This window comes from Bauldia litoralis, from assembly GCF_900104485.1.
In the GTDB taxonomy this organism is placed as follows: domain Bacteria; phylum Pseudomonadota; class Alphaproteobacteria; order Rhizobiales; family Kaistiaceae; genus Bauldia; species Bauldia litoralis.
The window spans coordinates 121,799-146,160 of the sequence record NZ_FMXQ01000007.1 but is presented as its reverse complement, the minus strand read 5'-3'; the positions used below and the strand labels follow the sequence as shown (position 1 = coordinate 146,160).

Genomic DNA, 24,362 nt, shown 5'->3' with positions numbered 1-24,362 from the left:
CGCTCACAGGCCGTCGGTCAAACCGTCTCGAGACGATATTTCCGAAAACGGGCGCCCTGGTAGACAACCTCCTCGACAAACGTTGCGCCCAGCCGCGCCAGCGCACCGAGATTCTTGCGGGAGGGTGGCAGCAGAAAGGTAACGAACGGAATTCGTTCGTCGGCGACGGCAAATGCGATTGCCTGCCGCGAAATGCGGCCGCCTAGCCCGAAGTGTTCCGGCTTCAGCACGAGGCCGAAATCCCACTCGTCGCCCTCTTTCTGAAACCCGCCCCACCCGACATAGATGCCATCGCGAAGAATGGCCCAGTGACCCAGTCCGTCGCGCTTCCAGCACGCCTCCTTGGCGGCGACGAAGTCGACGGCGGCTTGCCGGTCCCATGCCGACGTCAGCAGAGGCATATGCTCGGCGACGCGCGGATCGGACATATGAGCAACGATTTCGTCCATCGGAACGGACGTCAGGCGCGCAAAGCTGATCGGATGGCCGGTCTGCATGATGACACCGTCGCTGCCAGCGCCTGCTGTCAGCCCTGTGTCTCCAGCAGCGCCTCGCGGAGCGCGGCCCGCATCGGCTCGCTGACGTTGTTGTACTCCTCCTCCAACGACAGCGAACGGCCGTTGCCGAGGTCGAAGACCCAGAGCGTCGAGAAGGACTCGCTGATCGGGCCGAGGTCCTTTTCCGCCACCTTGATCGTGGCGACCTCGGCCACCTGCTGGTCGCCGCCAAAGGGCATGGCGCGGGTGCCCTCCTCGACCAGTTCCATGCCGCCCCTCTCGATCTTCGGCGCCTGATAGGCCGCCCGCCAGTCGAAGCCGGCCGGCGCGGTGCGCAGCGTCATGGTCACCGCCTCGAAGTCGGTCTCGCCGACGAGGTAATAGATGCAATAGCCGGTAACGTCCGGGTTCAGGGTGACTTCGCCGACCGCGATTCGCTCGCCGCCGGCGATCTCCACCGGGCAGGACAGCCCGTCGGGAACCGGCTCGTTCTGGGCGACGACGGGACCGGCAAGGCCGGCAAGCATCGCAACGGCCATCAGCGCCCGGTTCATGGCCCTGACGGTCGCGACGTCGCATCGCACCGTTTGTCTTGACCCTCGCGGCGCGTCATCGCATTGTCCGGGCTTGTTCTGGGGGCGGTTCATGAAACCTCTTTGTCTCGCATTATTTCTGGTTTTCGGTCTCGGCGCGCCGGCCGAGGCCTATTGGCGCAAGGGGTATCTCCCGACCTGCGACCATGGCCCGGTGATCGCCAAGATCCAGCAGAAATTCTCCTACGCCAACAACAATACCTTCGCCTGGGGCGTCGGCATCGAGGCCGTTTCCGACATCCGCGAAACACCGGAGATCGTTCACAACACCAGCCTCATCGGTCGTCGCTACTGCCGCGGCGTCGCCTGGCTCTCCGACGGGCGCAGCTCCGAGGTCGTCTATCTGATCGAATCCAAGCAGGGTTTCGCCTCGCTCGGCTACCGGGTCCAGTCGTGCCTGCCTGCCTTCGATCCGTGGCACGTTTATGGCAGTTGGTGCCGCTCGATCAAACCGTGACCCGCGCGCTTTTCCTCGGCCTGCTGACGCTCCTCGCCTCGTTTGGCGGAGCGGGGGCCGCTGACCGCGCTGGCGATTTCGATTTCTACGTCCTCTCGCTGACCTGGTCGCCAAGCTATTGCGACTACGCGCGGCGTCCCGACCCTTCCCAATGCACCGACGAGCCCACCGGCTTCGTCGTCCATGGCCTGTGGCCGCAATATGAACGCGGCTATCCCGAATATTGCGAGTCCAGCCTGCCGCGCCGGCTGCCGAGCAGCACGATTTCCGGCATCTCCGACGTCATCCCCTCGCCCGGGGCCGTCCAGTATCAGTGGCAGAAGCACGGCATCTGCGCGGGCCTGAGGCCGGAGAGCTATTTCTCGCTGGTCCGGCGCGCCTTCGAGGGCGTCACGCTGCCGGATGGCTATGTCGACGTCACGACCGACATTGTGTCGACCAGCCGCGAGATCGAGGCCGATTTCATCGAGGCCAATCCCGGCCTCTCCGATCGCGGCATTGCCGTCTCCTGCAACCGGGAGGGCGTCATCGAGGTGCGGGTCTGCCTGACCAAGCGCCTCGGCTTCCGGCGCTGCGAGGAGATCGACCGGCGCGCATGCCGCCTCCCCCGGATCGAGCTGCCGGCCGCCGACTGAGCCGACACCCCGGACAAAAAAAGAGCCCCGCCGAAGCAGGGCTCTCCTTGTCTCTTGCAGTCAGCGGAGCGTCAGAACTTGACGCCGATGCCGACCAGCACCTGGCTCGATGAGAAGCTGGCCTTGGTCTTCGGCGAGGTGTTGTAGGTATCGCCGCCGAAATCGGTGTAGCGATACTCGATCCTGCCGAGGACCGTGTCGGTCAGCGCGGCTTCGACACCGCCACCCACCGTCAGGCCGGCGCGGGCATTGGTATCGGACTTGCCGCCGTTCTTCACCTTGAGGCTGCCGACAGCCAGACCGCCGGTGCCGTAGACCAGGAAGCGATCGAAGGCGATACCGGCGCGGGCACGCACGGTGCCGTTCCAGTAGTCGCTCATGGACACGCCGGCGCTCTTGCCGCTCATGCCCGTCGCCGTCAGGTCGCTTTCCAGACCGAGGACGAAGTTGGCGCTCGGCTGGAAATTGTAACCGCCGTAGACGCCACCGACCCAGCCGTCAGCGTCCCAGGACTTGCCCTTGGACTTCGGCTGGCCCCAGCCGTAGCCGACGAGGCCACCGAGGTAGCCGCCGGTCCAGGTAAAGGCCGGGGTCGGATTGTAGATGATCTCCGGCGCCGGCGGGTTGTAGATATCGGCGGCGCCAGCGGCACCGGTTCCGATCGAAAGGGCAAGCAAGCTTGCACCAAGAATACGCATACGCGACATAGTAACCTCCTCGTCTTTCCGCTCCGAACCGGAACTCCGCCATCGACGAAGTGCCCCCGGTCGCTAGCCCGGATATAAGCCGCAGCAATATGGCGTAAAGGTTAAGGAAATACGGCGGCATGGAGGCGCGATCAGGGCGCAATATGACGTTGCAAAAAGGCCGCAAACGGCGGTTTTCTGCGGTTTCAAAACCGGGAAGGAATTCGTTAACTATGTTTACCAATCTTAACGCGTCCCGGTTTGGGACACTTCTCCAGAGGCCGGACGCCTGCCCCGCATGACCGAAATCCCCCCCGTCGCCATCGTCACGGGCGCCGGCCGGCGCATCGGCAAGGCCATCGCCGAGGACCTCGCCGGCCATGGGTGGGCGATCGCAATCCATTACAATCGTTCGCGAATCGAGGCGGAATCCGTCGCCGGCGGGATCGCGAAATCCGGTGGCCGCGCGGCCCTCTTCCAGGCCGATCTCGCCGACCTTTCGGCCCTGCCGCCGGCGGTGAACGAAATCGCCGCCATTCTCGGTAAACCTTCGTTGTTGGTAAATAATGCGTCAATGTTCGCGGACGATACCGGTGGCGCCCTCGACGCGGCTGTCTTCCAGAGGCAGATGACCGTCAACCTCACCGCGCCGATCTTCCTCGCCCAGGCTTTCGCGGCCGCCCTGCCCGATGGCGTCGAGGGCAACGTCGTCAATCTCGTCGACCAGAGTGTCTGGAAACCGACCCCCCGCCACTTCTCCTACCAGCTCTCCAAGGTCGCGCTGTGGGAGGCGACGAAAATGCTCGCCCAGTCGCTGGCGCCGCGCGTCCGGGTCAACGCCATCGCGCCCGGACCGACCCTCAGGCACGCCGCGCAGACCGAGGCAGAGTTCGCCGCGCGCATCGACACGGTGCTGCTCAAGCGCGGTCCGGTCCTGACAGAGTTCGGCAACACCATCCGCTACCTCGTTGAAAACCGGTCGATCACGGGACAGATGATAGGACTGGATGGCGGCCAGCACCTGGCCTGGGAAACACCGGACGTAGCCGAACTCGACACCTGACCATGACCGACGAGACCACCAGCGCCACCGAGGAGGCGCCGCGACCCGTCGGCGTCGCGGTGATCGCCGACGTCATCAAGCGCCTGCCCAACGGGCCGGGCGTCTACCGGATGATCGATTCCGCCGGCAAGGTCCTTTATGTCGGCAAGGCGCGCAGCCTCAAGAAGCGGGTGCAGAGCTACACCCGGATCGCCGGACAGCCCGGCCGCATCGCCCGGATGATCATGGCGACGGCGGCGATGGAGTTCGTCTCGACCCGCTCCGAGACCGAGGCGCTGCTGCTCGAGGCCAACCTGATCAAGCGGCTCAGGCCGCGCTTCAACGTCCTGCTGCGCGACGACAAGTCCTTCCCCTATATCCTGGTGGCCGAGGATCATGCCGCCCCGGCGATCGTCAAGCATCGCGGCGCGCGCAGCCGCAAGGGCACCTATTTCGGCCCCTTCGCCTCGGCCGGCGCGGTCGGCCGCACCATCAACGCCCTGCAGCGCGCCTTCCTGCTCAGGACCTGCTCGGACTCCTATTACGAGAGCCGGACGCGGCCGTGCCTGCTCTACCAGATCAAGCGCTGCTCGGCCCCGTGCACCGGGGTGATCTCGGAGGAGGATTATCGCCATCTCGTCGATGAGGCGAAGGCCTTCCTCTCCGGCCGCAGCGACGCCGTCCGCACCGAGATCCAGGCCGAGATGGAGACGGCCTCGGAGCGTCTCGATTTCGAGTCGGCGGCGATCTACCGCGACCGGCTGGCGGCGCTGTCGCATGTCCAGTCGCACCAGGGGATCAATCCCCACACCTTCCAGGAGGCGGATGTCTTCGCCGCCCACCAGCAGGGCGGCGCCACCTGCATCCAGGTCTTCTTCTTCCGCACCGGCCAGAACTGGGGCAACCGCGCCTACTTCCCCCGCGCCGACAAGGACCTCGACGCCCCGGCGGTGCTCGGCTCCTTCCTCGCCCAGTTCTACGACGACAAGCCGGTGCCGAAGCTGATCCTGCTGTCCCACGACATCGAGGAGCAGGCGCTGCTGGCCGAGGCGCTGAGCGAAAAGAGCGGCGCCAGGGTCACCGTCGTCCGGCCGCAGCGGGGCGAGAAGAAGGACCTTGTCGAGCACGCCCTCAACAATGCGCGCGAGGCGCTTGGCCGGCAGGTCGCCGAGTCCGCGTCGCAGAAGGCCCTGCTTGCCGGCCTGGCCGAGGCGCTGTCGCTGCCGGCGCCGCCGGCCCGCATCGAGGTCTACGACAACAGCCACATCATGGGCACCAACGCCGTCGGCGCGATGGTCGTCGCCGGTGCCGAAGGCTTCGCCAAGAGCCACTACCGCAAGTTCAACATCAAGTCGGCCGACATCAACCCGGGCGACGACTACGGCATGATGCGCGAGGTGCTGCAGCGCCGCTTCTCGCGGCTGCTCAAGGAGCAGGGACCGCGCAACAACGCCGAGTCGGAGCCGGAAACGGTCGGCCCCTGGCCGGATCTCCTGATCATCGACGGCGGTCGCGGCCAGCTTGCCGCGGCGGTCGATACGCTGAAGGAGCTCGGCGTCACCGACCTGCCGGTGATCGGCGTCGCCAAGGGCCCCGACCGCGACGCCGGCAAGGAAACCTTCTTCATGCCCGGCCGCGAGTCCTTCAAGCTCCAGCCGCGCGATCCGGTGCTCTATTACGTCCAGCGCCTGCGCGACGAAGCCCACCGCTTCGCCATCGGCTCGCACCGCACCCGCCGGCGCATCGACATGGCCCGCAATCCGCTCGACGAGGTCGCCGGCATCGGCCCGACCCGCAAGCGCGCCCTCCTCCACCACTTCGGCACCGCCAAGGCGGTCAGCCGCGCCAGCGTCGAGGACCTGTTGTCGGTGCAGGGAATCTCCGAGCAGACCGCGCGAGCGATCTACGACCACTTCCACGAAAACGGAAACTGAAGCGCCGCGCTAGGGCGCGCGCTCTTTCACCGCCGACACCGCCATGAACATCGGCCGCCGCAACTCGTCGGCGAGCGCCGGATCGCTCGCCAGCGCCTCCGGCGTCGGTTGCGGCTCGAGCAGCCGCGCGATGCGGAAGCCGTTGTCGACCAGCGTGTTGACGGTCGTGGCGACCGTCCGGTGATACTTGACCACGTCGTCGGCCATCCATCGCGTATGGCGCCGGCCTTCGCGCTGGTAGTCGTCCACCGGCCAGTGCGCAATCTCGCCCGCCGCGCCGCGGTGCCAGTCCTGCGCCTCGCGCGCGGTGAAGACCGGATGCTCGACCGAAAGGACGAAGGCGCCATCATCGACGAGGCACGCCGCGACACGGGCGCAGGCCCGATCGAAGTCTTCGACATAGTGGAGCGCCAGCGAACTCAGCACCACGTCGAAGCTGGCGGCGTCGAAACCGATATCCTCGATCGCCGACTGGACATAGGTGATCGCCGGATCGTCGGTCGTGGCGCGGGCGCGGTCGAGCATGCGCGACGACAGGTCGACGCCGACGACCGATCGGGCGCCGGATTCCCGCGCGTAGCGACAATGCCACCCGAAGCCGCAGCCGAGATCGAGGACGCGCTTACCTTCAAGCTCCGGCAGCAGGTCGCGGACAGCCGGCCACTCGTTGGCGGCGGCCAGCCCGCCGGTCGAGCGCGGCATCGCGCTGTAGCGGGCAAAGAAATCCGGATCGTCGTATTTGTTCTGCTTCATCGGACCACCGCGCGGCCCCCTACTCGCCCTGCAGGACCTCGTAGTGGCGCGAGCGCCGGCCGGCCATCGCCAGCGTATAGCCGACGCCGTAGCCGACCAGCCGGACACCGTCGACAAGGGTACGGCCGAGGGTCAGCGGCGAGACCAGGACCAGGATGCTGCCGAGCAGCGCCTTGCCGAAGGCGGTGGCGATGTTGACCGGCAGGCTGCGCCGCTCGGCCGCGGCCTTGCGCCAGAAGCTGGTCGCCGCCTGGTCGCGGGCGCGGCGGAACTGGTAGCCGAGGCCGATGCGATCCTTCGGCACGGTCTCGTAGACCAGCGCCTCGGGACACCATGACGACGTCGCGCCGAGGCGCTTGGCGGCGTGGTAGAGCGCGGTGTCGGAACCGCCGGAATAGCGCAGGCCGATGTCGAAGCGCAGGTCGTTGGCCTTCATCCAGGCGAGGTCGGCCAGCCAGTTATTGGTGATGATGGTGACGCCGCCGTCGGTCCCCTTGCGCCGTCGCCGGGCGTTCTTCTCTTCCTTGCGCTCGTAGCGCCGGCGGATGCCGCCGAAGACATAGCGGTCAAGCGCCGAGGCATCCTCGGGCGGCAGGCTGCGGACCGGCCCGCCGACGAGGTTCGATCCTTCCTTGCGCTGGTGAGCGACGATGGCGGCCAGCCATTCGGGATCGACGACCTCGTCGTCGTCGACATAGGCGAGGAAGTCGGCGCCATAAGCCAGCGCCTCGTCAATGCCGCGGTTGCGGGCGAAGGGAATGCCCGGTTCGCGTTCCAGCACGTAGCGGGCGTCGAGCCCGGTCTTTTTGCGCCACGCGTCCACCACGTCCTTGACCGGCAGTTCCGGTGCGTTGTCGATGACGAGGAAGGTCACCTGCACGTCGTCCGGCAGGCGCAACGTCTCGTAGGACTCGAGCAGTTGCGACAGCATGCGCGGACGGCGGCAGGTTGCCGCGGCGACGACGACGTGGGGGGTGGCTTTCTGGTTCATGCGTCTTTCGGGACCCGGGGTCGGCGACCTATAGGGCCGCTCCCCGGCGAAGTCCATCGCGCGGCGACCGCGCAAGCGGCGCTAGAAGGCGATCAGCCCGGCGGAATCGGCGGTGACGGCGACCAGGAAGATGCCGGCCGCCGCCAGCATGGCGAAGACGGCGGCGGAGCCGAGATCCTTGGCATTCTTGCCGAATTCGGAGATCTCCGGCGACAGCTTGTCGACGATCCGCTCCACGGCGGTATTCAGCGCCTCGACGCTGATCAGGACGCAGAACAGGATGAGCAGGATGATATAGTCGCGGAACGGCCGGCCGAGGACGATCAGCCAGACGAAGGACAGGATCCCGGCCCCGATTTCGAGGCGCGCCGCCAGTTCGTGGCGAAAAAGATGCCCGAACCCGGCCACCGAATAGCCGGCGGCGTGGACGACGTGACGAAAGGCTTTTAGCATGGCACTGGCCGAAGGCTCTCCGGGGGGCATCGGATGAACGACTTGAACGACGCGCGCGACCCTAACCCGATTCCCTCTCCCGCCGCCCGGCAATCCTCAAATGCCGGCGGCCATGGTAATTTTCCAGATGGTCGAGACCCCTGCCTTGCGACCCAAATCCGATAAAGCGGGTCCGTTCACGCTGCCGAACCTCCTGACCTATGGGCGGATCCTGGCGGTACCGGCGATCATCCTCACCTATTACCTCCAGGACGACCTCGGCCGCTGGCTGTCGCTCGCCATCTTCATCGCCGCCAGCGTCACCGATTTCTTCGATGGCTACCTCGCCCGCGCCTGGCAGATGCAGTCGTCGATCGGCCGGATGCTCGATCCGATTGCCGACAAGCTGCTGGTCGCCACATCGCTGATGCTGCTGGTCTCCGACAACACCATCGGCGGCTGGTCGCTGCTCGCCGCCATCGTCATCCTCACCCGCGAGATCTCCGTGTCGGGCCTGCGCGAATTCCTCGCCGAATTGCGGGTCAGCGTCCCGGTGACGCGACTGGCCAAGTGGAAGACGACGCTGCAGATGGTGGCGATCGGCTTCCTGCTCGCCGGGACCGCCGGCGACAAGGTGTTTTCGAACCTGACGATCATGGGTTCCGATATCGGCATCGTCTCCTATATCGGGCTGCTGCTGCTCTGGATATCGGCGCTGGTCACCCTCTATACCGGCTACGACTATTTCCGGGCGGGCATCCGCCATCTGCTGTCGGAGGATTCGTGAAGCTGGTCTATTTCGCCTGGGTCCGCGAGCGTATCGGCGTGCCGGAGGAGGACGTCGCCCTGCCCGAGGGCGTGGCCACCGTCGGCGCCCTGCTCGACTGGCTCAGGACGCGCGGCGAGCAATATGAATACGCGCTGGCCGAACCGTCGCTGATCCGCGTCGCGGTCGATCACGTCCATGTCGCGTCCGACACGCCGCTCGGCGAGGCACGGGAAGTCGCCCTCTTCCCGCCGATGACCGGTGGCTGACCGGCCGCCGATCGACGTCCGGGTCCAGGCGGCCGACTTCGATGTCGCCGCCGAGTCGGAGAGGCTTGCCCGCCTCAGCCGCAACGTCGGCGCGATCGTCACCTTCACCGGCCTCTGCCGCGACGAGGACGGCAAGCTCGCCGCCCTTGAACTCGAGCATTATCCCGGCATGGCCGAAGCCGAGATCGCCCGGATCGCCGGCGAAGCCGCCGACCGCTGGCCGCTGCTCGGCCTCACGGTGATCCATCGCTATGGCCGGATCCATCCCGGCGAGAATATCGTGCTGGTGGTCGCCGCCTCGTCGCATCGCGAGGCTGCCTTCGCCGCGGCCGATTTCCTGATGGATTTCCTCAAGACCCGCGCGCCCTTCTGGAAGAAGGAGCATGTCGCCGGTGCCGAGGCGCCGTCCGAATGGGTCTCCGCAAAAGAAAACGACGACCAGACCGTCAAGCGCTGGTCGTCGTCGGATTAGGTTTCGGTCTTCGCGTCGGCGTCAGAGAAACTGGCTCGGCGCCTGGGCGGATCCGATCTTGAGGTGGACCTTGTCGTCGACATGGTCGACGAGGTGGACCGCCAGGTAGTGGTGCTGCTGGTCGGCCGAGTCCCGCCGGGTCAGCTTGATCTTCTCGTCGCCTTCCATGTGGTCGACGGTGCCGACATGGGCGCCGTCCGAACCGACGACTTCCATATGTTCCTTGATTTGCGCGGTCGCAAACATGGGTGATCTCCTTCCGGTCTGTTGCATTCCGGAAGGAGAACGTCGCGATCGCGAAAAGGTTCAGCCGAAAATCGGCGTCGGCTGACTCAGCCGACGATCTCGATGCCGGCGAACCAGTAGGCGATTTCCTCGGCGGCCGTCTCCGGCGCATCCGAACCGTGGACCGAATTCTCGCCGATCGAGGTGGCGAATTCCTTGCGGATCGTGCCTTCGGCGGCATCGGCCGGGTTGGTCGCGCCCATGACTTCGCGGTTCTTCAGGATGGCGCCCTCGCCTTCCAGAACCTGGACCACGGTCGGGCCGGACGACATGAAGTCGCAGAGCTCGTCGAAGAAGGGGCGTCCCTTGTGGACGGCGTAGAAGCCCTCGGCCTGCTTGCGGCTCATCCACACGCGCTTGCTGGCGACGACGCGCAGGCCGGCATCCTCCAGCTTCGCGACGATCTTGCCGGTGAGGTTACGCGCCGTTGCATCCGGCTTGATCATCGAGAAGGTCCGTTCGAGGGCCATGGTAGCTCCTGTTGTGTCGCTGGTTGGATTGTGGCGGCTGTATAGCCGCCGCCCCCGGCCGCCACAAGATCAAACCCGGGCGACGCCCCTTCCCCGACCATTTGGCCAAAAGCCCGGCTTTCCACGGCGCGGCCACCCCTGTCACCGAACCGACACCGGACGGCAAACCGCCTGTCATCTGCGATCGCTAGCCCGCTGAGGCCACCAACCGTTCGTCGGCTGCCAGGAAATCGTCGGCGACGTCGTGCACTTGTCAGCCGACCATGCAGCGGTCCATCTTTTTGACCGACAGACCCAGGCGAGGCCCGATCCATGACCACGTCCATGCTGAAACCGGCGCAACCCGCCGCCCTCGCCGCTCCGACGCTCGCCGAACGCGCCGCCTTTCGGACGCTGGAGAAGAGCGAGGCGGTGCATCGGAAACTGATCGCCGATCTCGCCTGCATGAACCGGGTCGAGGCACGGGTCGAGGGGCCGCTGCAGGACCTCGCGTTTCCGCTGACCGTCGCCGCCTGGAACCTCGAACGCGGCCTTTTCGTCGAGGCCAGCGCCGACCTCCTCGCCGACCAGCGGGCCGGGGTGGTGCTGCTCTCCGAGGTCGACGACGGCATGGCGCGGACCGGCCAGCGCGCCGTCGCCCAGGACATCGCCCTCCGCCTCGGCCAGGGCTGCGCCTTCGGCGTCGAGTTCCTCGAGCTCGGTCTCGGCTCGAAGCGCGAGCAGGCGCTGTGCGGCGGCGACGCCACCAATGACAAGGGCTTCCACGGCAACGCCGTGCTCGCGGCCGCACCTCTGCTCGCGCCGGCGATGATCCGGCTCGACGCGCACGGCCACTGGTTCAACGCCGATACCGACCAGCCACGAGTCGGCGGCCGCTGCGCCGTCATCGCCACCGTCCCGGCCGGCGGCACCGCCGTCGTCGTCGTCTCGGTTCATCTCGAAAGCCGTTCGGACGGCGCCTATCGGGCGCGGCAGGTCGAGGACCTGCTCGCCTGCGTCGACGGCTATGCCGGCGACCTGCCGGTGATCGTCGGCGGCGACCTCAATACCGGCAACGCTACCGGCGGCGACTTCGAGCATGAGCCGCTCTTCACTGTGGCCGCCGCGGCCGGCTACGACCGCCACGGCGGGGCGCTCGACCGGATGACCCTGCGCTCAAGCCGCCTGTCGCCGGAGCCGCCGCGGGCCTACAAGCTCGACTGGTTCCTGACCCGCGGCCTGGCGGTCGGTGAAAGCCGTGTGGTCGACGCCGTCGGGCCGGACGGCACGCCGCTGTCCGACCACGAGATGATCGTCGTCGAGGTTGTCGGGCTGGCGGGCGCCGCCACGACGCAGCAGCACGAACTGGTGATGCCCGAGGCCTATTGAGGCGTCAGGACCTCGGTGCCGACGCCATCTTGACCGGCCACCGTCCACAGCCCTTCGAGCGAGCCGTCGGGCTGCAGGTCGTAGATCACCAGCCCGATCGCGTCGCCCATGACGTAGGAGGCGGCGAAGCTGTCGCCGTTGCGCATGCAGATCCCCTTGGCGATCGACCCGGTGTCCCAGGCGATGTTGCAGGTGGTCTTCGAGGTCACGGTGATCACGGCGGTGCCGCCGTAGCGCGAGCCGTCGAAGTTGGTGCCGTCGGCGCGATAGGTGCCGCCGATGTCCTGCGCCATGGCCGGTGCGGCGACGGCGAGACAGCACGCGGCGGCCGCGGCGGCGAGAAGTCTGCTGGTCATGGCTCGGTCTCCTGTCCCTTAGGGCGTCAGCGTCACCTTGATCGATTCCGTCCCGGCGCCGACCAGGTCGATGCCCTTCTGGAAATCGGCAAGCGGCAGCGAATGGGTGACGATGCGGTCCATCGGCAGGCGCTTCTCCTCCAGCATCTTGATCGCCACCGGATAGCAGTAGGGGCTGAGATGGGCGCCGCGCACGTCGAGTTCCTTGGTGTCGCCGATGATCGTCCAGTCGACGGTGACCGGCTCGCGCATGACGGAGAACTCGACGAAGGTGCCGAGCTTGCGCACCATCCGCAGTCCGCTCTCGACGGCGGCGGGATGCCCGGTCGCCTCGAAATAGACGTCGCAGCCATAGCCGTCGGTCAGCTTCAGCACCTCGTCGACCACATCGACCTTGCGCGGATTGAGCGTCATGTCGGCGCCGCAGAGCCGCGCCGTCTCCAGACGGTCGTCATTGAGGTCGACGGCGATCAGCAGCTTCGGATTCTTCATCCGCGCCGCCGCCACCATGCCGAGACCAAGCGGCCCGGCGCCGGCGATCACCACCACGTCCTGGAATTCGATGGTGCCGCGCTGCACCGCGTGGATGGAACAGGCCAGCGGCTCGATGAAGGCGGCATGCTCGACCGGGATCGTCCGCGGCACCTTGTGGTTCAGCGCGCCGGCCGGAAACAGCATGTATTCGGCCATCGCCCCGAATGTCGCCTGGCGGAAGCCGTAGACGTTATGGGTCTGGCACATCCAGTATTGGCCATGGTGGCAGAAGCGGCAGTTCCAGCACGGCACGATCTGCTCGGAGACGGCGCGGTCGCCGACCGCCAGCCCGTATTTCTCGCCAGCCCCTTGGCCCAGCGCCGCCACCTCGCCGACGAATTCGTGGCCGGGGATTACCGGCGGCTGGCAGTAGCCCTCGCGATGCTCGTCGCCCCAGAAGAGCGGCGCGCCGAGGTAGCATTTGAGGTCGCTGGCGCAGATGCCGACCGACTCGACCCGGATCACCACCTCCCCCGGTCCGGGCTCCGGCACGGCCGCCTCTTCGAGACGATAGTCCTCCGGTCCGTGACAGATCACGGCCTGCATGGTCCTGCTCAAGATTCCCTCCCGACGATTGTTTCTCGTTGTTGCAGCCAGCCTAGGGCCGGGCCGCGCAGGCGGCAAGCACGGGACGGTCAATCGCCGGGCGCCATCGCCCCCGCCTCGCCCAGGAGTTCGGCCAGGGCGACGAAGTCGCGGCGGCGTGGCGAACTGCGCCGCCAGGCCAGGCCGATGACCCGATGCGGCTCCGGCGCCGCGAAGCGGTTCACCCGCAGCCGGGGATCGTTGACGATACCCGCATTGACCGCCATCTCCGGCAGCAACGTGAGGCCGTGGCCCGCGGCGACGAGTTGCAGCAGCGTCGGGAAGCTGGTCGCGCCGAAGCTCCTGAGCCGCGCCGGGTCGATGGCGTGGCAGACGGCAAGCGCCTGGTCGCGCAGGCAGTGGCCGTCCTCAAGCAGCAGCAGCTCGTCGGCCGAGATCAGGTCGGCCAGCGCCGGCGATCGCGCCGCGTGCGGCGACCCGGCCGGCGCCGCCAGCAGGAACCGGTCGTCGAAGGCCGCCGCCTCCTCGATCTCCTCGTGGTCGAGCGGCAGGCTGGCGACGATCGCGTCGAGGTCGCCGGCCACCAATTCCTCTACCAGCGTCGCGGTGATTGTCTCGCGGATCGACATGCGCAGGTCGGGATAGCGCGTCGCGGCGCGACCGAGCAGCGACGGCAGCAGGAAGGGCGCGACCGAGGGAATGATGCCGAGCCGCAGGGTGCCGCTCAGCGTCTCGCCCTGGGCGAAGGCCAGTTCCTCGAGGTCGCGAACACCGGCCAGCACGGTCGCCGCGCGGGCCGCGACCCGCTCGCCAAGTTCCGTGAGTCGCGCCCCGCTGGCGCCCCGTTCGACCAGCGGCCCGCCCAGCGTCTTTTCCAGCGCCCGGATCTGCATCGACAGCGCCGGCTGCGTCACCCCCGCCCGGTCGGCCGCCTTGCCGAAATGGCCGGTTGCCGCGAGAAAATCGAAATAGCGAAGCTGTTTGAACGAGATCATCGTCATAAGAATATCTTATCGTTGATCTCAGTCAATATGATTGGATTTTATCGCTCTACTCTGGCACCGTTCCAGTCAGCGTCGCTTTTCGCGCTCGTTTCCAGGGCCGTCGGCGACGCGCGACATCACATCAGGGGGCGATGTGACCGGGCCGGATTCCGTCCGGTTCCGGAAGGATCATCGCCGGCCGGCAGCGGTTCCCGTGCGGACCGTCTCGCAAACAGGACTTCAGACAGGAATTCGGGAGAAAATCATGGACGCCAAGACTGACGACAACGCCGGCGGTTGCCCCTTCAACGGCGGTAGCCGTGGGCACAGGAATCGCGACTGGTGGCCGGAGCAGCTCGATGTCGAGGCGCTCCACAGGAATTCCACTCTCTCCGACCCGATGGGCGAGGACTTCGATTACGCCGAGGAATTCAAGAGCCTCGACCTCAACGCGGTGATCGAAGACCTGAAAGCCCTGATGACGGATTCGCAGGACTGGTGGCCGGCCGACTTCGGTCACTATGGCGGCCTGTTCATCCGCATGGCCTGGCACAGCGCCGGCACCTACCGCATCACCGATGGCCGCGGCGGCGCCGGCGCCGGGCAGCAGCGCTTCGCCCCGCTCAACTCGTGGCCGGACAACGCCAACCTCGACAAGGCCCGCCGCCTGATCTGGCCGATCAAGCAGAAATACGGCCGCAAGATTTCCTGGGCCGACCTGATGATCCTGACGGGCAACGTCGCGCTCGAAACGATGGGCTTCAAGACCTTCGGTTTCGCCGGCGGCCGCGTCGATGTCTGGGAGCCGGAGGAGCTCTATTGGGGGCCCGAGGGCACCTGGCTCGGCGACGAGCGCTACAGCGGCGAGCGCCAGCTCTCCGAGCCGCTGGCGGCCGTTCAGATGGGCCTCATCTACGTCAACCCGGAAGGCCCGAACGGCAATCCCGACCCCGTCGCCTCGGCCAAGGATATCCGCGAGACGTTCCGCCGGATGGCGATGAATGACGAGGAGACCGTCGCGCTGATCGCCGGTGGCCACACTTTCGGCAAGACCCATGGCGCAGGCGATCCGTCGCTGCTCGGCCCGGACCCGGAAGGCGCCGAGATCGAGGATCAGGGCCTCGGCTGGAAGGGCGGCACCGGCACCGGCTTCGGTGACGACACCCTCACCGGCGGCCCGGAAGTCACCTGGTCGCAGACCCCGACCAAGTGGAGCAACAACTTCTTCGAGAACCTCTTTGGTTTCGAGTGGGAGCTGACCGAGAGCCCGGCCGGCGCCAAGCAGTGGATCGCCAAGGATGCCCCGGAGTCGGTGCCTTTCGCGCATGATCCGACGAAGCATCGCCGGCCGACCATGCTGACGACCGACCTGGCGCTGCGGTTCGACCCGGCCTACGAGAAGATCTCGCGGCGCTTCCTCGAGAACTTCGACGAATTTGCCGATGCTTTCGCCCGGGCGTGGTTCAAGCTCACCCATCGCGACATGGGTCCGGTCGTCCGCTATCTCGGCCCGCTGGTGCCGAAGGAAACCCTGATCTGGCAGGATCCAATCCCGGCCATCGACCATGAACTGGTCAGCGACCAGGACATCGAGGACCTCAAGGCGAAGATTCTCGCCACGGGCCTGTCGGTCTCCGAGCTCGTCTCCACCGCCTGGGCCTCGGCCTCGACCTTCCGCGGTTCCGACAAGCGCGGCGGCGCCAATGGCGCGCGCATCCGCCTTGCCCCGCAGAAGGACTGGGAGGTCAACGAACCGGCCCGTCTGGCCAAGGTGCTGACGGCGCTCGAAGGTGTCCAGAAGGCCTTCAACGACGCCCAGACCGGCGACAAGAAGGTGTCGCTTGCCGACCTGATCGTGCTCGGCGGTGCCGCGGCGGTCGAGAAGGCCGCCAAGGATGGCGGCGTCACCATCAAGGTGCCCTTCACCCCCGGCCGCATGGATGCCTCGCAGGACCAGACCGACGTCGAGTCCTTTGCGGCACTCGAGCCCCGCACCGACGGCTTCCGCAACTATCTCAGCGGCGAGCAGTTGATGATGCCCGAGGAAGGCCTCGTCGACCGGGCGCAGCTCCTGACGCTGACCGCGCCGGAGATGACCGTCCTCATTGGTGGCCTGCGCGTTCTCGGCGCCAATGCCGGCGGCTCGAAGCATGGCGTCTTCACCAACGCGCCCGGCACGCTGACCAACGACTTCTTCCTCAACCTCCTGACCATGGCGACCAGGTGGGAGGCGGCCGGCGACGGCACCTTCGAGGGCCGCGACCGCAAGTCGAACGAACTCAAGTGGACCGGCACACGCGTCGACCTGATCTTCGGCTCGCATTCGCAGCTTCGCGCCTTCGCCGAGGTCTATGCCTGCGCCGACTCGAAGGAGAAGTTCGTCAAGGACTTCGTCGCCGCCTGGAACAAGGTGATGAACGCCGACCGCTTCGACATCATCGAAGAGCCGACGCACAAGACGGCGGCCTGATCGGTCGCGAGAGTGCTTCGTGACATGGGTGTCAGCGGCGGCTTCGGCCGCCGCTGATCGTTTGTGGTGCCGCCGGCTCAGACCGGAATGCGCTGGTCGATCCAGGCCTCGATGTCGGCGACCACCGCCTCCTTGCCGATATCCGCGAGCAGGTCGTGGTAGTGGCCCTCATAGAGCTTCAGCGTCTTGTCGGTCGACCCCGCCGTTGCGTGGAAGAATTCGCTGCCGTGACAGACGGTCGCCTTGTCTTCGGTTCCGTGCAGGATGAGGAGCGGCACGGTGATCTTCGGGAATTCCTCCTTCAGCCGCTCGTCGGCGCGGACCAGCGCCGCCACGGTCATCGCCGGTTGAGACTCGTTGGCGGTCAGCGGGTCGGCATTCAACGCCTCGACCGCTGCCGGGTCGCGGGAAAAGTCCTCGTTCTTGAGCTTGAGGACCGGCAGATGCGGCGCGACGTGGCTGAGCGCCTTGATGGCGGCGAGGGCAAAGCCCGGCGCCGGCACCTGGAAGGCGAAGCTCTCACAGATGAAACCGGCCAGGCCCGACGGATTGTCCAGGGCATAGGTGCATGAAACCACGCCGCCGGCGCTATGTCCGAGAAGAAAGAGCGGCAACCCCGGGTCGTTCGCCGCGGCGATCTTGATGGTCGCGGCAACGTCCGCGACATAGTCGGCGATATCGTCGACATAGAAGCGTTCGCCTTCGGACCGTCCGCGGCCACGCAGGTCGAACGCATAGACCGCATATCCATGTTCGGCGAAGCGCTGGGCAGGCCAGGCATACTGGCCGCCGTGCGAGTTCACGCCATGGCAGATGACCAGGACAGCGCGGGGCGTACCGAGCGGGCGCCAGGCACGGTAGAAGATCTTGAGGCCGCCCTTCCCCTGGAAGGTATCCTCGACGGGTTGACTTACGACAGGCTGATCCATTGGAGACTCCTTCGCCTCTCTGAGGAAAAACACCGGGTCGGGATCAACCCGGCGCAATGCAGCCGCGACGGCCGGACGCGACCGTTCGGTTAATGGTGATCTGTAGGAAATAGGCCGCTCGCGCGCGGCGTTTCGGATCTCGGCTGCGGATAACGCAGGCGTATCGCGCGGCTTATGGCCCCGCACCGGGGCCGACGGGCTCCGGTAGAATGATCATACGCCCACTACCACCGGTTTTCCTGCCCAGATTTCGGGCAGCGCTTCCGCCTTTGTGACGGCCGCCGCGCGGCGTGCCTTCCCTCGACGTAGGAGTCGGTTCGGGAGCCGGCCGGACACAACAATTTTCTTGTTCCCCGTCGCCGGCCCGGCGCGATACTGCCGCCATCCCCGTTCGCGAGGGGCGCATTCTAGAGGCGTCTGTTGTGCGGAGCGGGGTGCGGCGCCTGCGGCGAGACCACCGGCATTCGTGCCGGAGAGGACGACGGTCCGAACGCCCCGGGAGGCCTTCGCGAGTATGCCCGCCGGCACTAAGACCGGCCGTGGGACATGACCCACCTTAAGGGCGGCCGCCAGCCGGGCACGGGGCAACCGTTTCCCGGCGAAGTCCCCGGAGGTGATCCGGGGAGCCATCGCAAGGTGGTCGGGCGTCCGGAGCGTGAAAGCGGAGTGCCAAAAGTCGCCGCGGCGGGCGCTTCCGAAGCGCCTCCATTCGGACTACCCGTTCGGCGTTTCAGATGCGCCCGCCTCCCCTCGTCTCGACGGGGAAAAAGAAAGAGAATGCCGCAAGACTCGGTTGCCGAAAGGGCATCGCGAGACCGAAGAGGTGTGTCCGATGAAGCCTTATTTCCTGATGTTCGCCCACTACAACCGCTGGGCGAACCAGCGCCTGTATGCGGCGGCGCGGGCGTTGCCGGAGGTGGACTACCGTGCCGATCGCGGCGCCTTCTTCGGCTCGCTCCACGGCACGCTCAACCACCTTGTCGTCACCGACCGCATCTGGATGCAGCGCTTCACTGGCGACGGCCCGGTTCACACCCGCCTCGACGAAATCCCTTACGCCGATCTCGATGCGCTGGAAGCCGCGCGCCGCGCCGAGGACCTGCGGATCGTCGCCTGGGTCGACGGCCTCGGCGAAAACGCCCTCGCCTCGACCTTCACCTACCGGACGATCACCAATCCGCGCGACATCACCCAGCCGCTGGCGCCGGCGCTCGGCCATTTCTTCAATCACCAGACCCACCACCGCGGACAGGCCCATTGCCTCGTCACCGAGGCGGCCGGCAACGACGCGATGCCGTCGCTCGACCTGATCATGTTCCAGCGCGAATCCGGAATGGGGCTGACCTGACGCGGTCGCCCTAGGGATCGAAGATCAGGGCGAAATAGATGAAAAAGACGACCAGGTGCACCGCGCCCTGCAGCATGTTGGTCCGCGTCGCGCCGAAGGTCAGGACGCTGAGGGCAAGCGTCAGGATCAAGAGCACGATCTCGGTACCGTCGAGGCCGAGTTCGATATGGGTGCCGGTCATCAGGGCGATGACGACAACAGCCGGGACGGTCAGGCTGATGGTCGCCAGCGCCGAGCCGAGGCAGATGTTCACCGAGCGCTGCAACTGGTTGATCGACGCGGCATGCAGCGCCGCCAGCCCTTCCGGCGTCAGGACGATGATCGCGACCAGAACGCCGCCAAGCGCCCCCGGCAAGGCAAATGCATCGAGGCCGAAATCGATGAGGATCGCCAGCTTCTTGGAGAGGAGCACGATGGGGAGCAGGGTCAGGATCAGGAACACCGCGTGATACGGCAGCGAGCGGGTTTCGAGATTGTGGTGCTTGACGTGCTCCGCCGCCTCCCCTGTTGCCGTCGCCGTGTCTCCCGGCTGGTCGAAATAGGTCCGGTGGATCGTGGTCTGCAGGGCGAGGAACGTCGCGTAGAGAGCCAGGGTGATCGCCGCGAAGATGACCGACTGCGTGACGTTCAGGCTGCCGTCGGTGGTCGAGGTCGTGAAGCGCGGCAGGATCAGCGTCACGGTCGCCAGCGTGATCAGCACACCGAGAAAGGCGCGCGCGCCCTGGAGGTTGTAGGTCTGCTCCTTGTGGCGGAGACCGCCGATCAGCAGCGACAGGCCGACCATGCCGTTCATCACGATGATCACCACCGCCAGCATGGTGTCGCGGGCGAGAGTCGGCTCCGAGTTGCCGGTCAGCATCAGGGCCGAGATGACCGCGACCTCGATGCCGATCACCGAGATGGTCAGGATCAGCGTGCCATAGGGTTCGCCGAGCAGTTCGGCGAGGCTGTCGGCGTGGCGCACGACGGCGAAGGCGCACCACACCATCGCGGCAAACACCCAGATGAACAGGCCGATGAGCTTCGGCGTGTTGCTGAGGTCATCAAACCAGCTTGCGCCGACCGTGAAGAAGATCGCGGTCGACACGGCGCCGAAGATGAACGCGGCCTCCGAGCGAATCGATGCAAGCATGCGGAAAAGCCCCGGTTTTGGATCGGCCGGAGAATGCGTCACGCGCCGCCGGAATGGAACCCCGGATAGAGCCTAATCGGTCGCGGCCTTGTGGATCGGATCGACCCAGGCGACATGCTCCGGCTTCTCCACCGGCTCGATGTCGAGATTGACGACAACCGCCTCGTTGTCGCTGCGCACCAGCACGCATTCCAGCGTCTCGTCGGTCGAGGCATTGATCTCCTGGTGCGGCACGTAGGGCGGTACGAAGATGAAATCGCCCGGCCCGGCCTCGGCGACGAATTCGAGGTTGTCGCCCCAGCGCATCCGCGCCTTGCCCTTGAGGACGTAGATCACGCTCTCCAGGGCGCCGTGATGATGCGCGCCGGTCTTGGCGTCGGGCCTGATCGACACGGTCCCGGCCCAGATCTTCTGCGCCCCCACCCGGGCGAAGTTGATCGCCGCTGCCCGGTCCATGCCGGGCGTCTGGGGCGTGTTGGTGTCGAGCTGGTCGCCCGGGATCACCTTGACGCCATCGGTCTTCCAGTCAGTCATCGCATTCCCCGTCAGTTGATGGCGGCGCAGCCCTGCTCGCGCAGGAAGGCAACCGCCTCGCTGTGGCGCTCGGCGTCCAGCGACCCGAAGAGGTCGGCATCGTGAATCGTCATGCAGGTCGGGTTGCGCTGGCCGGTCTGGCAGAAGCCGATCCCCTCGATCGACGTCTTGAAACCGTCCTCGGCGATCGTGATGTCGCCGACATTCTTGAGGTCGATCCGGCCGAACAGGCGGTTGCCGCCGGGGACCAGGTTGCTCGGGCCTTCCAGCGTGATCTCGAAGCGGCATTCCTCCACCGCCTTGACGATGAAGCGGATGGCGGCCTTCTGCCCGCCGATCATCGCATCGCCATCGAAGGCGGCCGGCGATGACCCGGTCTCGACCCAGGTCATCGTCGTGCCGCTGCGCTCGATGGAAGCGCCGTCCGCCAGCCCGAGAAAGGCGTATGCCACGGCTTCCTCGGGGGTCTGGGCGGCGGCCGCGGCGGTCACGGCAAGCAAGGTGGCGGCGGCCAGGAAAAGGCGTCTGATCATTGCATTACCTTCAACTTCGGCCGCCTCCGGCAGCCACTCAATGGTGCTTGCCACCAGTATAAGGCAGGAGCGCGGTCACTCCCACCGCCCCTTTTTCTCCTTCACCACCGCCTTGATCATCTTGCCGAAGCCCTTGTCGCGTGCCCGGCGATCGGCCAGCGACAGGGAATTGTAGGCCTCTTCGGCGACCAGCTTGCGGAATCGCTTCAGCCGCTCGGGGTCGAGCGTGCCGGCCTCGACCGCGGCACGCACGGCACATCCCGGCTCCGTCTCGTGCCCGCAGTCGGAGAAGCGGCATTCGGTGGCCAGTTCGAAGACGTCGGTGAACAGGTCCTCGACTCCTGCCTCGGCGTCGAGAAGCTGCAACTCGCGCATGCCGGGCGTATCGAGCAGCCAGCCGCCGGTATCGAGCCTGTGCAGCGACCGGCCGGAGGTGGTGTGCCGGCCATGAGCGTCACTCGCCCGTATCCCTTGCGTCTCCTGGATCGCCTCGCCGGCCAGCGTGTTGACCAGCGTCGACTTGCCGACGCCCGACGATCCGACCAGCGCCACCGTCTGGCCGTTGCCGCACCACGGCAGCAGCGACGCGACGCCCTCGCGGCTTCGCGCGTTGATGCACTCGACCAGGAGGCCCGGCATCAGCTTCTCTGCCTGCCTCCGGTACGTCTCCGTATCCTCGGCGAGATCCGCCTTGGTCAGCACCACCACCGGCATCACCCCGGCGTCGCGAGCGAGCACCAGGTATCGTTCGAGGCGCGCCGGGTTGAAATCCTGATTGCAGGAGGACACCACCAGCAGCGTGTCGACATTGGCGGCGATCAACTGGACGCGGCGGTCGGCGCCGGCCGCCTTGCGCTTGAACAGCGTCTTGCGGTCCAGCAGGCGTTGCGGCGCGTGGCTTTCGGCGTCGAGCAGGATCCAGTCGCCGACGGTCGCCCGCCCCTCCTCGTCATGGGGTTCGGTGGTGAGGAGCGGCACCCGTTCGGCAAAATCCGGATGGGCGACGTCGAGCCCGTTGCGATGGGCCACGGTAACGCGCACCGGGACGGACCCGGTCAGTTCGTCGGCAGTGAGTTGCGATTGAAAGAAATTCGACCAGCCGAATCCGGCAAGGTCCTGGGAAGACGTGTTCATTTGTTCTCGACCATTTGGCGCTTCGTTCCAGACGAAGCGCTGCAAAGAGCGGCCCGCCACCGATCGTCGGTCACGGGCAGTTCAGGCTCTGGCTGGTCGAGAAGAAAGACGATGGCTCTGTCGAAGCCGTCGCCGATCGACGCGCGTCGCGGTTCCCTAACGGGAAAGGCCCGGCGCGAACTCGCCAGCTTGGCGGCATACAATGGCTGTCATGAAACCGGCTCCCTCGCTTGCGTCGATGGCAATGGTCTAGCCCCGCGCGGCGCTCTTTTCAATATCGCACTTGCCCTTCTTGCTGCGGCGCGGCAAAACCCCGTCGCCATGCTTCACATCAACGACCTCACCTACCGGATCGGGCCCCGGCTCCTGTTCGACCATGCCACCGTGGCGCTGGTCGACGGCGCCAAGACCGGACTCGTCGGCCCGAACGGCGCCGGCAAGACGACGCTGTTCAAGCTGATCACCGGTGAACTCTCGCCGGAAACCGGCGCGGTCATGGTGCCGAAGCGGACCCGCATCGGCCAGGTGGCGCAGGAAGCGCCCGGCACCGAGGACAGCCTGATCGAGGTCGTGCTTGCCGCCGACACCGAGCGGGCCTCCCTGTTCGCCGAGGCGGAAACCGCCACCGACCCGACCCGCATCGCCGATATCCAGATGCGCCTGGCCGACATCGATGCCCATTCGGCCGAAGCGCGGGCGGCGATCATCCTTGCCGGTCTCGGCTTCGACGAGGCGACGCAGGCCGGGCCCTGCTCGGCGCTGTCCGGCGGCTGGCGGATGCGCGTGGCGCTTGCGGCGGTGCTGTTCGCTGAGCCCGACCTGCTCCTCCTCGACGAGCCGACCAACTATCTCGATCTCGAGGGGACGATCTGGCTGGAGAGCTACCTCGCCCGCTATCCGCGCAGCGTTCTCCTGATCAGCCATGACCGCGACCTGCTCAACAAGTCGGTCGACAGCATCGTCCATCTCGACGCCGGCAAGCTGACCTACTATCGCGGCGGCTACGACCGCTTCAATCGCCAGCGGCGCGAGCAGCAGGCCCTGCAGCTCAAGATGAAGAAGAAGCAGGACGACCAGCGCCGCCATATGGAAGAATTCGTCGAGCGTTTCCGCTCGAAGGCGTCAAAGGCCCGGCAGGCGCAGTCCCGGCTGAAGGCACTGTCGAAGCTCGAGCCGATCATCTCGCTGGCCGACTCGACGATGCTGCCCTTCTCCTTCCCCGAGCCGGCCAAGAAGCTGGCGCCGCCGATCGTCGCCATGGAAAACGCCTCGGTCGGGTACGACCCGGCCAGGCCGGTGCTGACCGGTCTCGACCTGCGGATCGACGATGACGATCGCATCGCCCTGCTCGGCTCGAACGGCAACGGCAAGTCGACCTTCGCCAAGCTGATCGCAGGACGGCTCGATCCGTTCAGCGGCAGCGTCCGGCGGGCTCACAACATGCAGGTCGCCTACTTCGCCCAGCACCAGCTCGATGAGCTCAAGCCCGACCAGACGCCCTACGATCACGTCCGCGAATTGATGCGGGACGCGACCGAGGCACAGACCCGTGCCCGCGTCGGCGCGATGGGCTTCGTGCGAACCAAAATGGACACGCCGGCCAAGAATCTCTCCGGTGGCGAGAAGGCGCGGCTGCTGCTCGGGCTGGCGACCTTCAACGGCGCCCACCTGCTGATCCTCGACGAACCGACCAACCATCTCGACATCGACAGCCGCGAAGCGCTGGTGCAGGCGCTGGCCGACTATTCCGGCGCCGTCATCCTGATCACCCATGACCAGCACCTGATCGAGGCGTCGGCGGACCGTCTCTGGCTTGTCGCCAACGGCACGACCGAGCCGTTCGACGGCGATGTCGCCGACTATCGCCGGCTGGTCGTCGAGGGACCGCGCAAGAAGAAGACGTCCAACGGCGCGGCGCCGCAGAACCGCAAAGTCGCCGCCCAGGACCGCCGCCGCAACGCCGCCGACGCGCGGGCGCAGACGGCAGCGCTACGCAAAAAGATCAAGGAAACCGAGTCCCTGGTGGCGAAGCTTCAGAAAGAGATTCAGGCGCTCGACAGCCGTCTTGCCGACACCACGCTCTATAACGGCGACGCCACGAAAGCCGCCGACCACGCCCGCGCCCGGTCCGACGCGACGAAGAAACTGGCCGAGGCGGAAGAGACCTGGCTGAAGCTGTCAGCCGAGCACGAGACGGCGCAGGCCGACTAGGA

At 66.5% G+C, this 24,362-nt stretch carries 27 protein-coding genes; 11 read left to right on the top strand and 16 right to left on the bottom strand.

Features of this window, described 5'->3' with window-relative positions; genetic code table 11:
- Nucleotides 1-17 precede the first annotated feature (17 nt).
- Entirely contained in the window at nucleotides 18-497 is a 480-nt protein-coding gene (locus tag BLT60_RS16875; protein WP_090878116.1) for a GNAT family N-acetyltransferase, read from the bottom strand.
- 29 nt (nucleotides 498-526) lie between these two features.
- Nucleotides 527-1,051: a hypothetical protein gene (locus BLT60_RS16870; RefSeq protein WP_090878114.1), complete on the bottom strand. Its 525-nt coding sequence runs from the start codon at nucleotides 1,049-1,051 to the stop codon at nucleotides 527-529.
- 91 nt (nucleotides 1,052-1,142) lie between these two features.
- On the opposite strand from BLT60_RS16870, the gene BLT60_RS16865 reads away from it, so the two are divergent.
- A complete protein-coding gene (locus tag BLT60_RS16865; RefSeq protein ID WP_090878112.1) occupies nucleotides 1,143-1,547 on the top strand; it encodes a hypothetical protein in 405 nt (134 codons plus the stop codon).
- Complete coding sequence (locus BLT60_RS16860; protein WP_244521306.1) at nucleotides 1,544-2,182, top strand: ribonuclease T2 family protein; 639 nt, start codon at nucleotides 1,544-1,546, stop codon at nucleotides 2,180-2,182. The genes BLT60_RS16865 and BLT60_RS16860 overlap by 4 nt, the downstream gene beginning before the upstream one ends.
- Nucleotides 2,183-2,253: 71 nt before the next feature.
- On the opposite strand, the gene BLT60_RS16855 is transcribed toward BLT60_RS16860, so the two are convergent.
- Nucleotides 2,254-2,889 carry an outer membrane protein gene (locus BLT60_RS16855; RefSeq protein ID WP_090878108.1) on the bottom strand — a complete coding sequence of 212 codons (636 nt, stop codon included), beginning with the start codon at nucleotides 2,887-2,889 and terminating at the stop codon, nucleotides 2,254-2,256.
- A gap of 277 nt (nucleotides 2,890-3,166) precedes the next feature.
- Here BLT60_RS16855 and BLT60_RS16850 point away from each other — a divergent pair, with 277 nt between their 5' ends.
- Nucleotides 3,167-3,931: an SDR family oxidoreductase gene (locus BLT60_RS16850; protein ID WP_090878106.1), complete on the top strand. Its 765-nt coding sequence runs from the start codon at nucleotides 3,167-3,169 to the stop codon at nucleotides 3,929-3,931.
- A 2-nt stretch (nucleotides 3,932-3,933) separates the two neighbouring features.
- Nucleotides 3,934-5,844, top strand: coding sequence for an excinuclease ABC subunit UvrC (uvrC, locus tag BLT60_RS16845; protein WP_090878104.1), 1,911 nt, complete (start codon nucleotides 3,934-3,936; stop codon nucleotides 5,842-5,844).
- Nucleotides 5,845-5,853: 9 nt separating this feature from the next.
- Here uvrC and BLT60_RS16840 read toward each other — a convergent pair whose 3' ends face one another.
- From BLT60_RS16840 to BLT60_RS16830, 3 genes are all read right to left on the bottom strand, one after another.
- Nucleotides 5,854-6,597, bottom strand: coding sequence for a class I SAM-dependent methyltransferase (locus tag BLT60_RS16840; protein WP_090878102.1), 744 nt, complete (start codon nucleotides 6,595-6,597; stop codon nucleotides 5,854-5,856).
- 19 nt (nucleotides 6,598-6,616) lie between these two features.
- Nucleotides 6,617-7,588, bottom strand: a complete 972-nt coding sequence (locus BLT60_RS16835; protein WP_175478493.1) for a glycosyltransferase family A protein — start codon at nucleotides 7,586-7,588, stop codon at nucleotides 6,617-6,619.
- 81 nt (nucleotides 7,589-7,669) lie between these two features.
- Nucleotides 7,670-8,041: a diacylglycerol kinase gene (locus BLT60_RS16830; protein ID WP_090878099.1), complete on the bottom strand. Its 372-nt coding sequence runs from the start codon at nucleotides 8,039-8,041 to the stop codon at nucleotides 7,670-7,672.
- Between the two features lie 127 nt (nucleotides 8,042-8,168).
- Here BLT60_RS16830 and pgsA point away from each other — a divergent pair, with 127 nt between their 5' ends.
- From pgsA to BLT60_RS16815, 3 genes are read left to right on the top strand one after another with little or no spacing between them, the layout of a single operon-like run.
- Nucleotides 8,169-8,807, top strand: coding sequence for a CDP-diacylglycerol--glycerol-3-phosphate 3-phosphatidyltransferase (gene pgsA, locus BLT60_RS16825; protein WP_090878457.1), 639 nt, complete (start codon nucleotides 8,169-8,171; stop codon nucleotides 8,805-8,807).
- Complete coding sequence (gene moaD, locus BLT60_RS16820) at nucleotides 8,804-9,055, top strand: molybdopterin converting factor subunit 1 (RefSeq protein WP_090878095.1); 252 nt, start codon at nucleotides 8,804-8,806, stop codon at nucleotides 9,053-9,055. The genes pgsA and moaD overlap by 4 nt, the downstream gene beginning before the upstream one ends.
- Nucleotides 9,048-9,527, top strand: a complete 480-nt coding sequence (locus tag BLT60_RS16815) for a molybdenum cofactor biosynthesis protein MoaE (protein ID WP_090878093.1) — start codon at nucleotides 9,048-9,050, stop codon at nucleotides 9,525-9,527. The genes moaD and BLT60_RS16815 overlap by 8 nt, the downstream gene beginning before the upstream one ends.
- Before the next feature lie 21 nt (nucleotides 9,528-9,548).
- Here BLT60_RS16815 and BLT60_RS16810 read toward each other — a convergent pair whose 3' ends face one another.
- Nucleotides 9,549-9,773 (bottom strand): DUF2171 domain-containing protein, encoded by a 225-nt coding sequence (locus BLT60_RS16810; protein WP_090878092.1) that lies wholly within the window; start codon nucleotides 9,771-9,773, stop codon nucleotides 9,549-9,551.
- 86 nt (nucleotides 9,774-9,859) lie between these two features.
- Nucleotides 9,860-10,282: a nucleoside-diphosphate kinase gene (ndk, locus tag BLT60_RS16805; protein ID WP_090878090.1), complete on the bottom strand. Its 423-nt coding sequence runs from the start codon at nucleotides 10,280-10,282 to the stop codon at nucleotides 9,860-9,862.
- A 312-nt stretch (nucleotides 10,283-10,594) separates the two neighbouring features.
- On the opposite strand from ndk, the gene BLT60_RS16800 reads away from it, so the two are divergent.
- The gene (locus BLT60_RS16800) at nucleotides 10,595-11,650 is read left to right on the top strand and encodes an endonuclease/exonuclease/phosphatase family protein (protein WP_175478492.1); all 1,056 of its coding nucleotides are present in this window, start codon (nucleotides 10,595-10,597) and stop codon (nucleotides 11,648-11,650) included.
- Here BLT60_RS16800 and BLT60_RS16795 read toward each other — a convergent pair.
- The 3 genes from BLT60_RS16795 to BLT60_RS16785 form a co-directional block, all read right to left on the bottom strand.
- Nucleotides 11,644-12,006, bottom strand: coding sequence for a hypothetical protein (locus BLT60_RS16795; protein WP_090878088.1), 363 nt, complete (start codon nucleotides 12,004-12,006; stop codon nucleotides 11,644-11,646). The two genes, BLT60_RS16800 and BLT60_RS16795, sit on opposite strands and share 7 nt — an antisense overlap.
- 18 nt (nucleotides 12,007-12,024) lie before the next feature.
- Nucleotides 12,025-13,098: an alcohol dehydrogenase catalytic domain-containing protein gene (locus tag BLT60_RS16790; RefSeq protein ID WP_280138931.1), complete on the bottom strand. Its 1,074-nt coding sequence runs from the start codon at nucleotides 13,096-13,098 to the stop codon at nucleotides 12,025-12,027.
- 77 nt (nucleotides 13,099-13,175) lie between these two features.
- Nucleotides 13,176-14,081 (bottom strand): hydrogen peroxide-inducible genes activator, encoded by a 906-nt coding sequence (locus BLT60_RS16785; protein ID WP_090878455.1) that lies wholly within the window; start codon nucleotides 14,079-14,081, stop codon nucleotides 13,176-13,178.
- 253 nt (nucleotides 14,082-14,334) lie between these two features.
- Here BLT60_RS16785 and katG point away from each other — a divergent pair, with 253 nt between their 5' ends.
- Nucleotides 14,335-16,539: a catalase/peroxidase HPI gene (katG, locus tag BLT60_RS16780; protein WP_090878085.1), complete on the top strand. Its 2,205-nt coding sequence runs from the start codon at nucleotides 14,335-14,337 to the stop codon at nucleotides 16,537-16,539.
- A gap of 77 nt (nucleotides 16,540-16,616) precedes the next feature.
- Here katG and BLT60_RS16775 read toward each other — a convergent pair whose 3' ends face one another.
- Nucleotides 16,617-17,468 (bottom strand): alpha/beta hydrolase, encoded by an 852-nt coding sequence (locus tag BLT60_RS16775; RefSeq protein WP_090878083.1) that lies wholly within the window; start codon nucleotides 17,466-17,468, stop codon nucleotides 16,617-16,619.
- A gap of 832 nt (nucleotides 17,469-18,300) precedes the next feature.
- On the opposite strand from BLT60_RS16775, the gene BLT60_RS16770 reads away from it, so the two are divergent.
- Nucleotides 18,301-18,816: a DinB family protein gene (locus BLT60_RS16770; RefSeq protein WP_090878081.1), complete on the top strand. Its 516-nt coding sequence runs from the start codon at nucleotides 18,301-18,303 to the stop codon at nucleotides 18,814-18,816.
- 10 nt (nucleotides 18,817-18,826) lie between these two features.
- Here the strand turns inward: BLT60_RS16770 and BLT60_RS16765 are convergent, their stop codons facing one another.
- The 4 genes from BLT60_RS16765 to rsgA form a co-directional block, all read right to left on the bottom strand.
- Nucleotides 18,827-19,948: a calcium:cation antiporter gene (locus tag BLT60_RS16765; protein ID WP_090878079.1), complete on the bottom strand. Its 1,122-nt coding sequence runs from the start codon at nucleotides 19,946-19,948 to the stop codon at nucleotides 18,827-18,829.
- 72 nt (nucleotides 19,949-20,020) lie between these two features.
- Nucleotides 20,021-20,482, bottom strand: a complete 462-nt coding sequence (locus BLT60_RS16760; RefSeq protein ID WP_090878077.1) for a cupin domain-containing protein — start codon at nucleotides 20,480-20,482, stop codon at nucleotides 20,021-20,023.
- Nucleotides 20,483-20,493: 11 nt separating this feature from the next.
- Entirely contained in the window at nucleotides 20,494-21,015 is a 522-nt protein-coding gene (locus BLT60_RS16755) for a hypothetical protein (protein ID WP_090878075.1), read from the bottom strand.
- A gap of 75 nt (nucleotides 21,016-21,090) precedes the next feature.
- Nucleotides 21,091-22,149 (bottom strand): ribosome small subunit-dependent GTPase A, encoded by a 1,059-nt coding sequence (gene rsgA, locus BLT60_RS16750; RefSeq protein ID WP_090878073.1) that lies wholly within the window; start codon nucleotides 22,147-22,149, stop codon nucleotides 21,091-21,093.
- A gap of 321 nt (nucleotides 22,150-22,470) precedes the next feature.
- On the opposite strand from rsgA, the gene BLT60_RS16745 reads away from it, so the two are divergent.
- Nucleotides 22,471-24,360: an ABC-F family ATP-binding cassette domain-containing protein gene (locus tag BLT60_RS16745; protein ID WP_090878453.1), complete on the top strand. Its 1,890-nt coding sequence runs from the start codon at nucleotides 22,471-22,473 to the stop codon at nucleotides 24,358-24,360.
- The last annotated feature ends 2 nt before the right edge of the window (nucleotides 24,361-24,362 follow it).

What these genes read in the sequence shown, in the direction of transcription:
- BLT60_RS16875 (WP_090878116.1), bottom strand. Translation starts at nt 497, where the DNA reads ATGCAGACCGGCCATCCGATCAGCTTTGCGCGCCTGACGTCCGTTCCG.
- BLT60_RS16870 (WP_090878114.1), bottom strand. Translation starts at nt 1,051, where the DNA reads ATGAACCGGGCGCTGATGGCCGTTGCGATGCTTGCCGGCCTTGCCGGT.
- BLT60_RS16865 (WP_090878112.1), top strand. Translation starts at nt 1,143, where the DNA reads ATGAAACCTCTTTGTCTCGCATTATTTCTGGTTTTCGGTCTCGGCGCG.
- BLT60_RS16855 (WP_090878108.1), bottom strand. Translation starts at nt 2,889, where the DNA reads ATGTCGCGTATGCGTATTCTTGGTGCAAGCTTGCTTGCCCTTTCGATC.
- BLT60_RS16850 (WP_090878106.1), top strand. Translation starts at nt 3,167, where the DNA reads ATGACCGAAATCCCCCCCGTCGCCATCGTCACGGGCGCCGGCCGGCGC.
- uvrC (WP_090878104.1), top strand. Translation starts at nt 3,934, where the DNA reads ATGACCGACGAGACCACCAGCGCCACCGAGGAGGCGCCGCGACCCGTC.
- BLT60_RS16840 (WP_090878102.1), bottom strand. Translation starts at nt 6,597, where the DNA reads ATGAAGCAGAACAAATACGACGATCCGGATTTCTTTGCCCGCTACAGC.
- BLT60_RS16835 (WP_175478493.1), bottom strand. Translation starts at nt 7,588, where the DNA reads ATGAACCAGAAAGCCACCCCCCACGTCGTCGTCGCCGCGGCAACCTGC.
- BLT60_RS16830 (WP_090878099.1), bottom strand. Translation starts at nt 8,041, where the DNA reads ATGCTAAAAGCCTTTCGTCACGTCGTCCACGCCGCCGGCTATTCGGTG.
- pgsA (WP_090878457.1), top strand. Translation starts at nt 8,169, where the DNA reads ATGGTCGAGACCCCTGCCTTGCGACCCAAATCCGATAAAGCGGGTCCG.
- BLT60_RS16810 (WP_090878092.1), bottom strand. Translation starts at nt 9,773, where the DNA reads ATGTTTGCGACCGCGCAAATCAAGGAACATATGGAAGTCGTCGGTTCG.
- ndk (WP_090878090.1), bottom strand. Translation starts at nt 10,282, where the DNA reads ATGGCCCTCGAACGGACCTTCTCGATGATCAAGCCGGATGCAACGGCG.
- BLT60_RS16800 (WP_175478492.1), top strand. Translation starts at nt 10,595, where the DNA reads ATGACCACGTCCATGCTGAAACCGGCGCAACCCGCCGCCCTCGCCGCT.
- BLT60_RS16795 (WP_090878088.1), bottom strand. Translation starts at nt 12,006, where the DNA reads ATGACCAGCAGACTTCTCGCCGCCGCGGCCGCCGCGTGCTGTCTCGCC.
- BLT60_RS16785 (WP_090878455.1), bottom strand. Translation starts at nt 14,081, where the DNA reads ATGATCTCGTTCAAACAGCTTCGCTATTTCGATTTTCTCGCGGCAACC.
- katG (WP_090878085.1), top strand. Translation starts at nt 14,335, where the DNA reads ATGGACGCCAAGACTGACGACAACGCCGGCGGTTGCCCCTTCAACGGC.
- BLT60_RS16775 (WP_090878083.1), bottom strand. Translation starts at nt 17,468, where the DNA reads ATGGATCAGCCTGTCGTAAGTCAACCCGTCGAGGATACCTTCCAGGGG.
- BLT60_RS16770 (WP_090878081.1), top strand. Translation starts at nt 18,301, where the DNA reads ATGAAGCCTTATTTCCTGATGTTCGCCCACTACAACCGCTGGGCGAAC.
- BLT60_RS16765 (WP_090878079.1), bottom strand. Translation starts at nt 19,948, where the DNA reads ATGCTTGCATCGATTCGCTCGGAGGCCGCGTTCATCTTCGGCGCCGTG.
- BLT60_RS16760 (WP_090878077.1), bottom strand. Translation starts at nt 20,482, where the DNA reads ATGACTGACTGGAAGACCGATGGCGTCAAGGTGATCCCGGGCGACCAG.
- BLT60_RS16755 (WP_090878075.1), bottom strand. Translation starts at nt 21,015, where the DNA reads ATGATCAGACGCCTTTTCCTGGCCGCCGCCACCTTGCTTGCCGTGACC.
- rsgA (WP_090878073.1), bottom strand. Translation starts at nt 22,149, where the DNA reads ATGAACACGTCTTCCCAGGACCTTGCCGGATTCGGCTGGTCGAATTTC.
- BLT60_RS16745 (WP_090878453.1), top strand. Translation starts at nt 22,471, where the DNA reads ATGCTTCACATCAACGACCTCACCTACCGGATCGGGCCCCGGCTCCTG.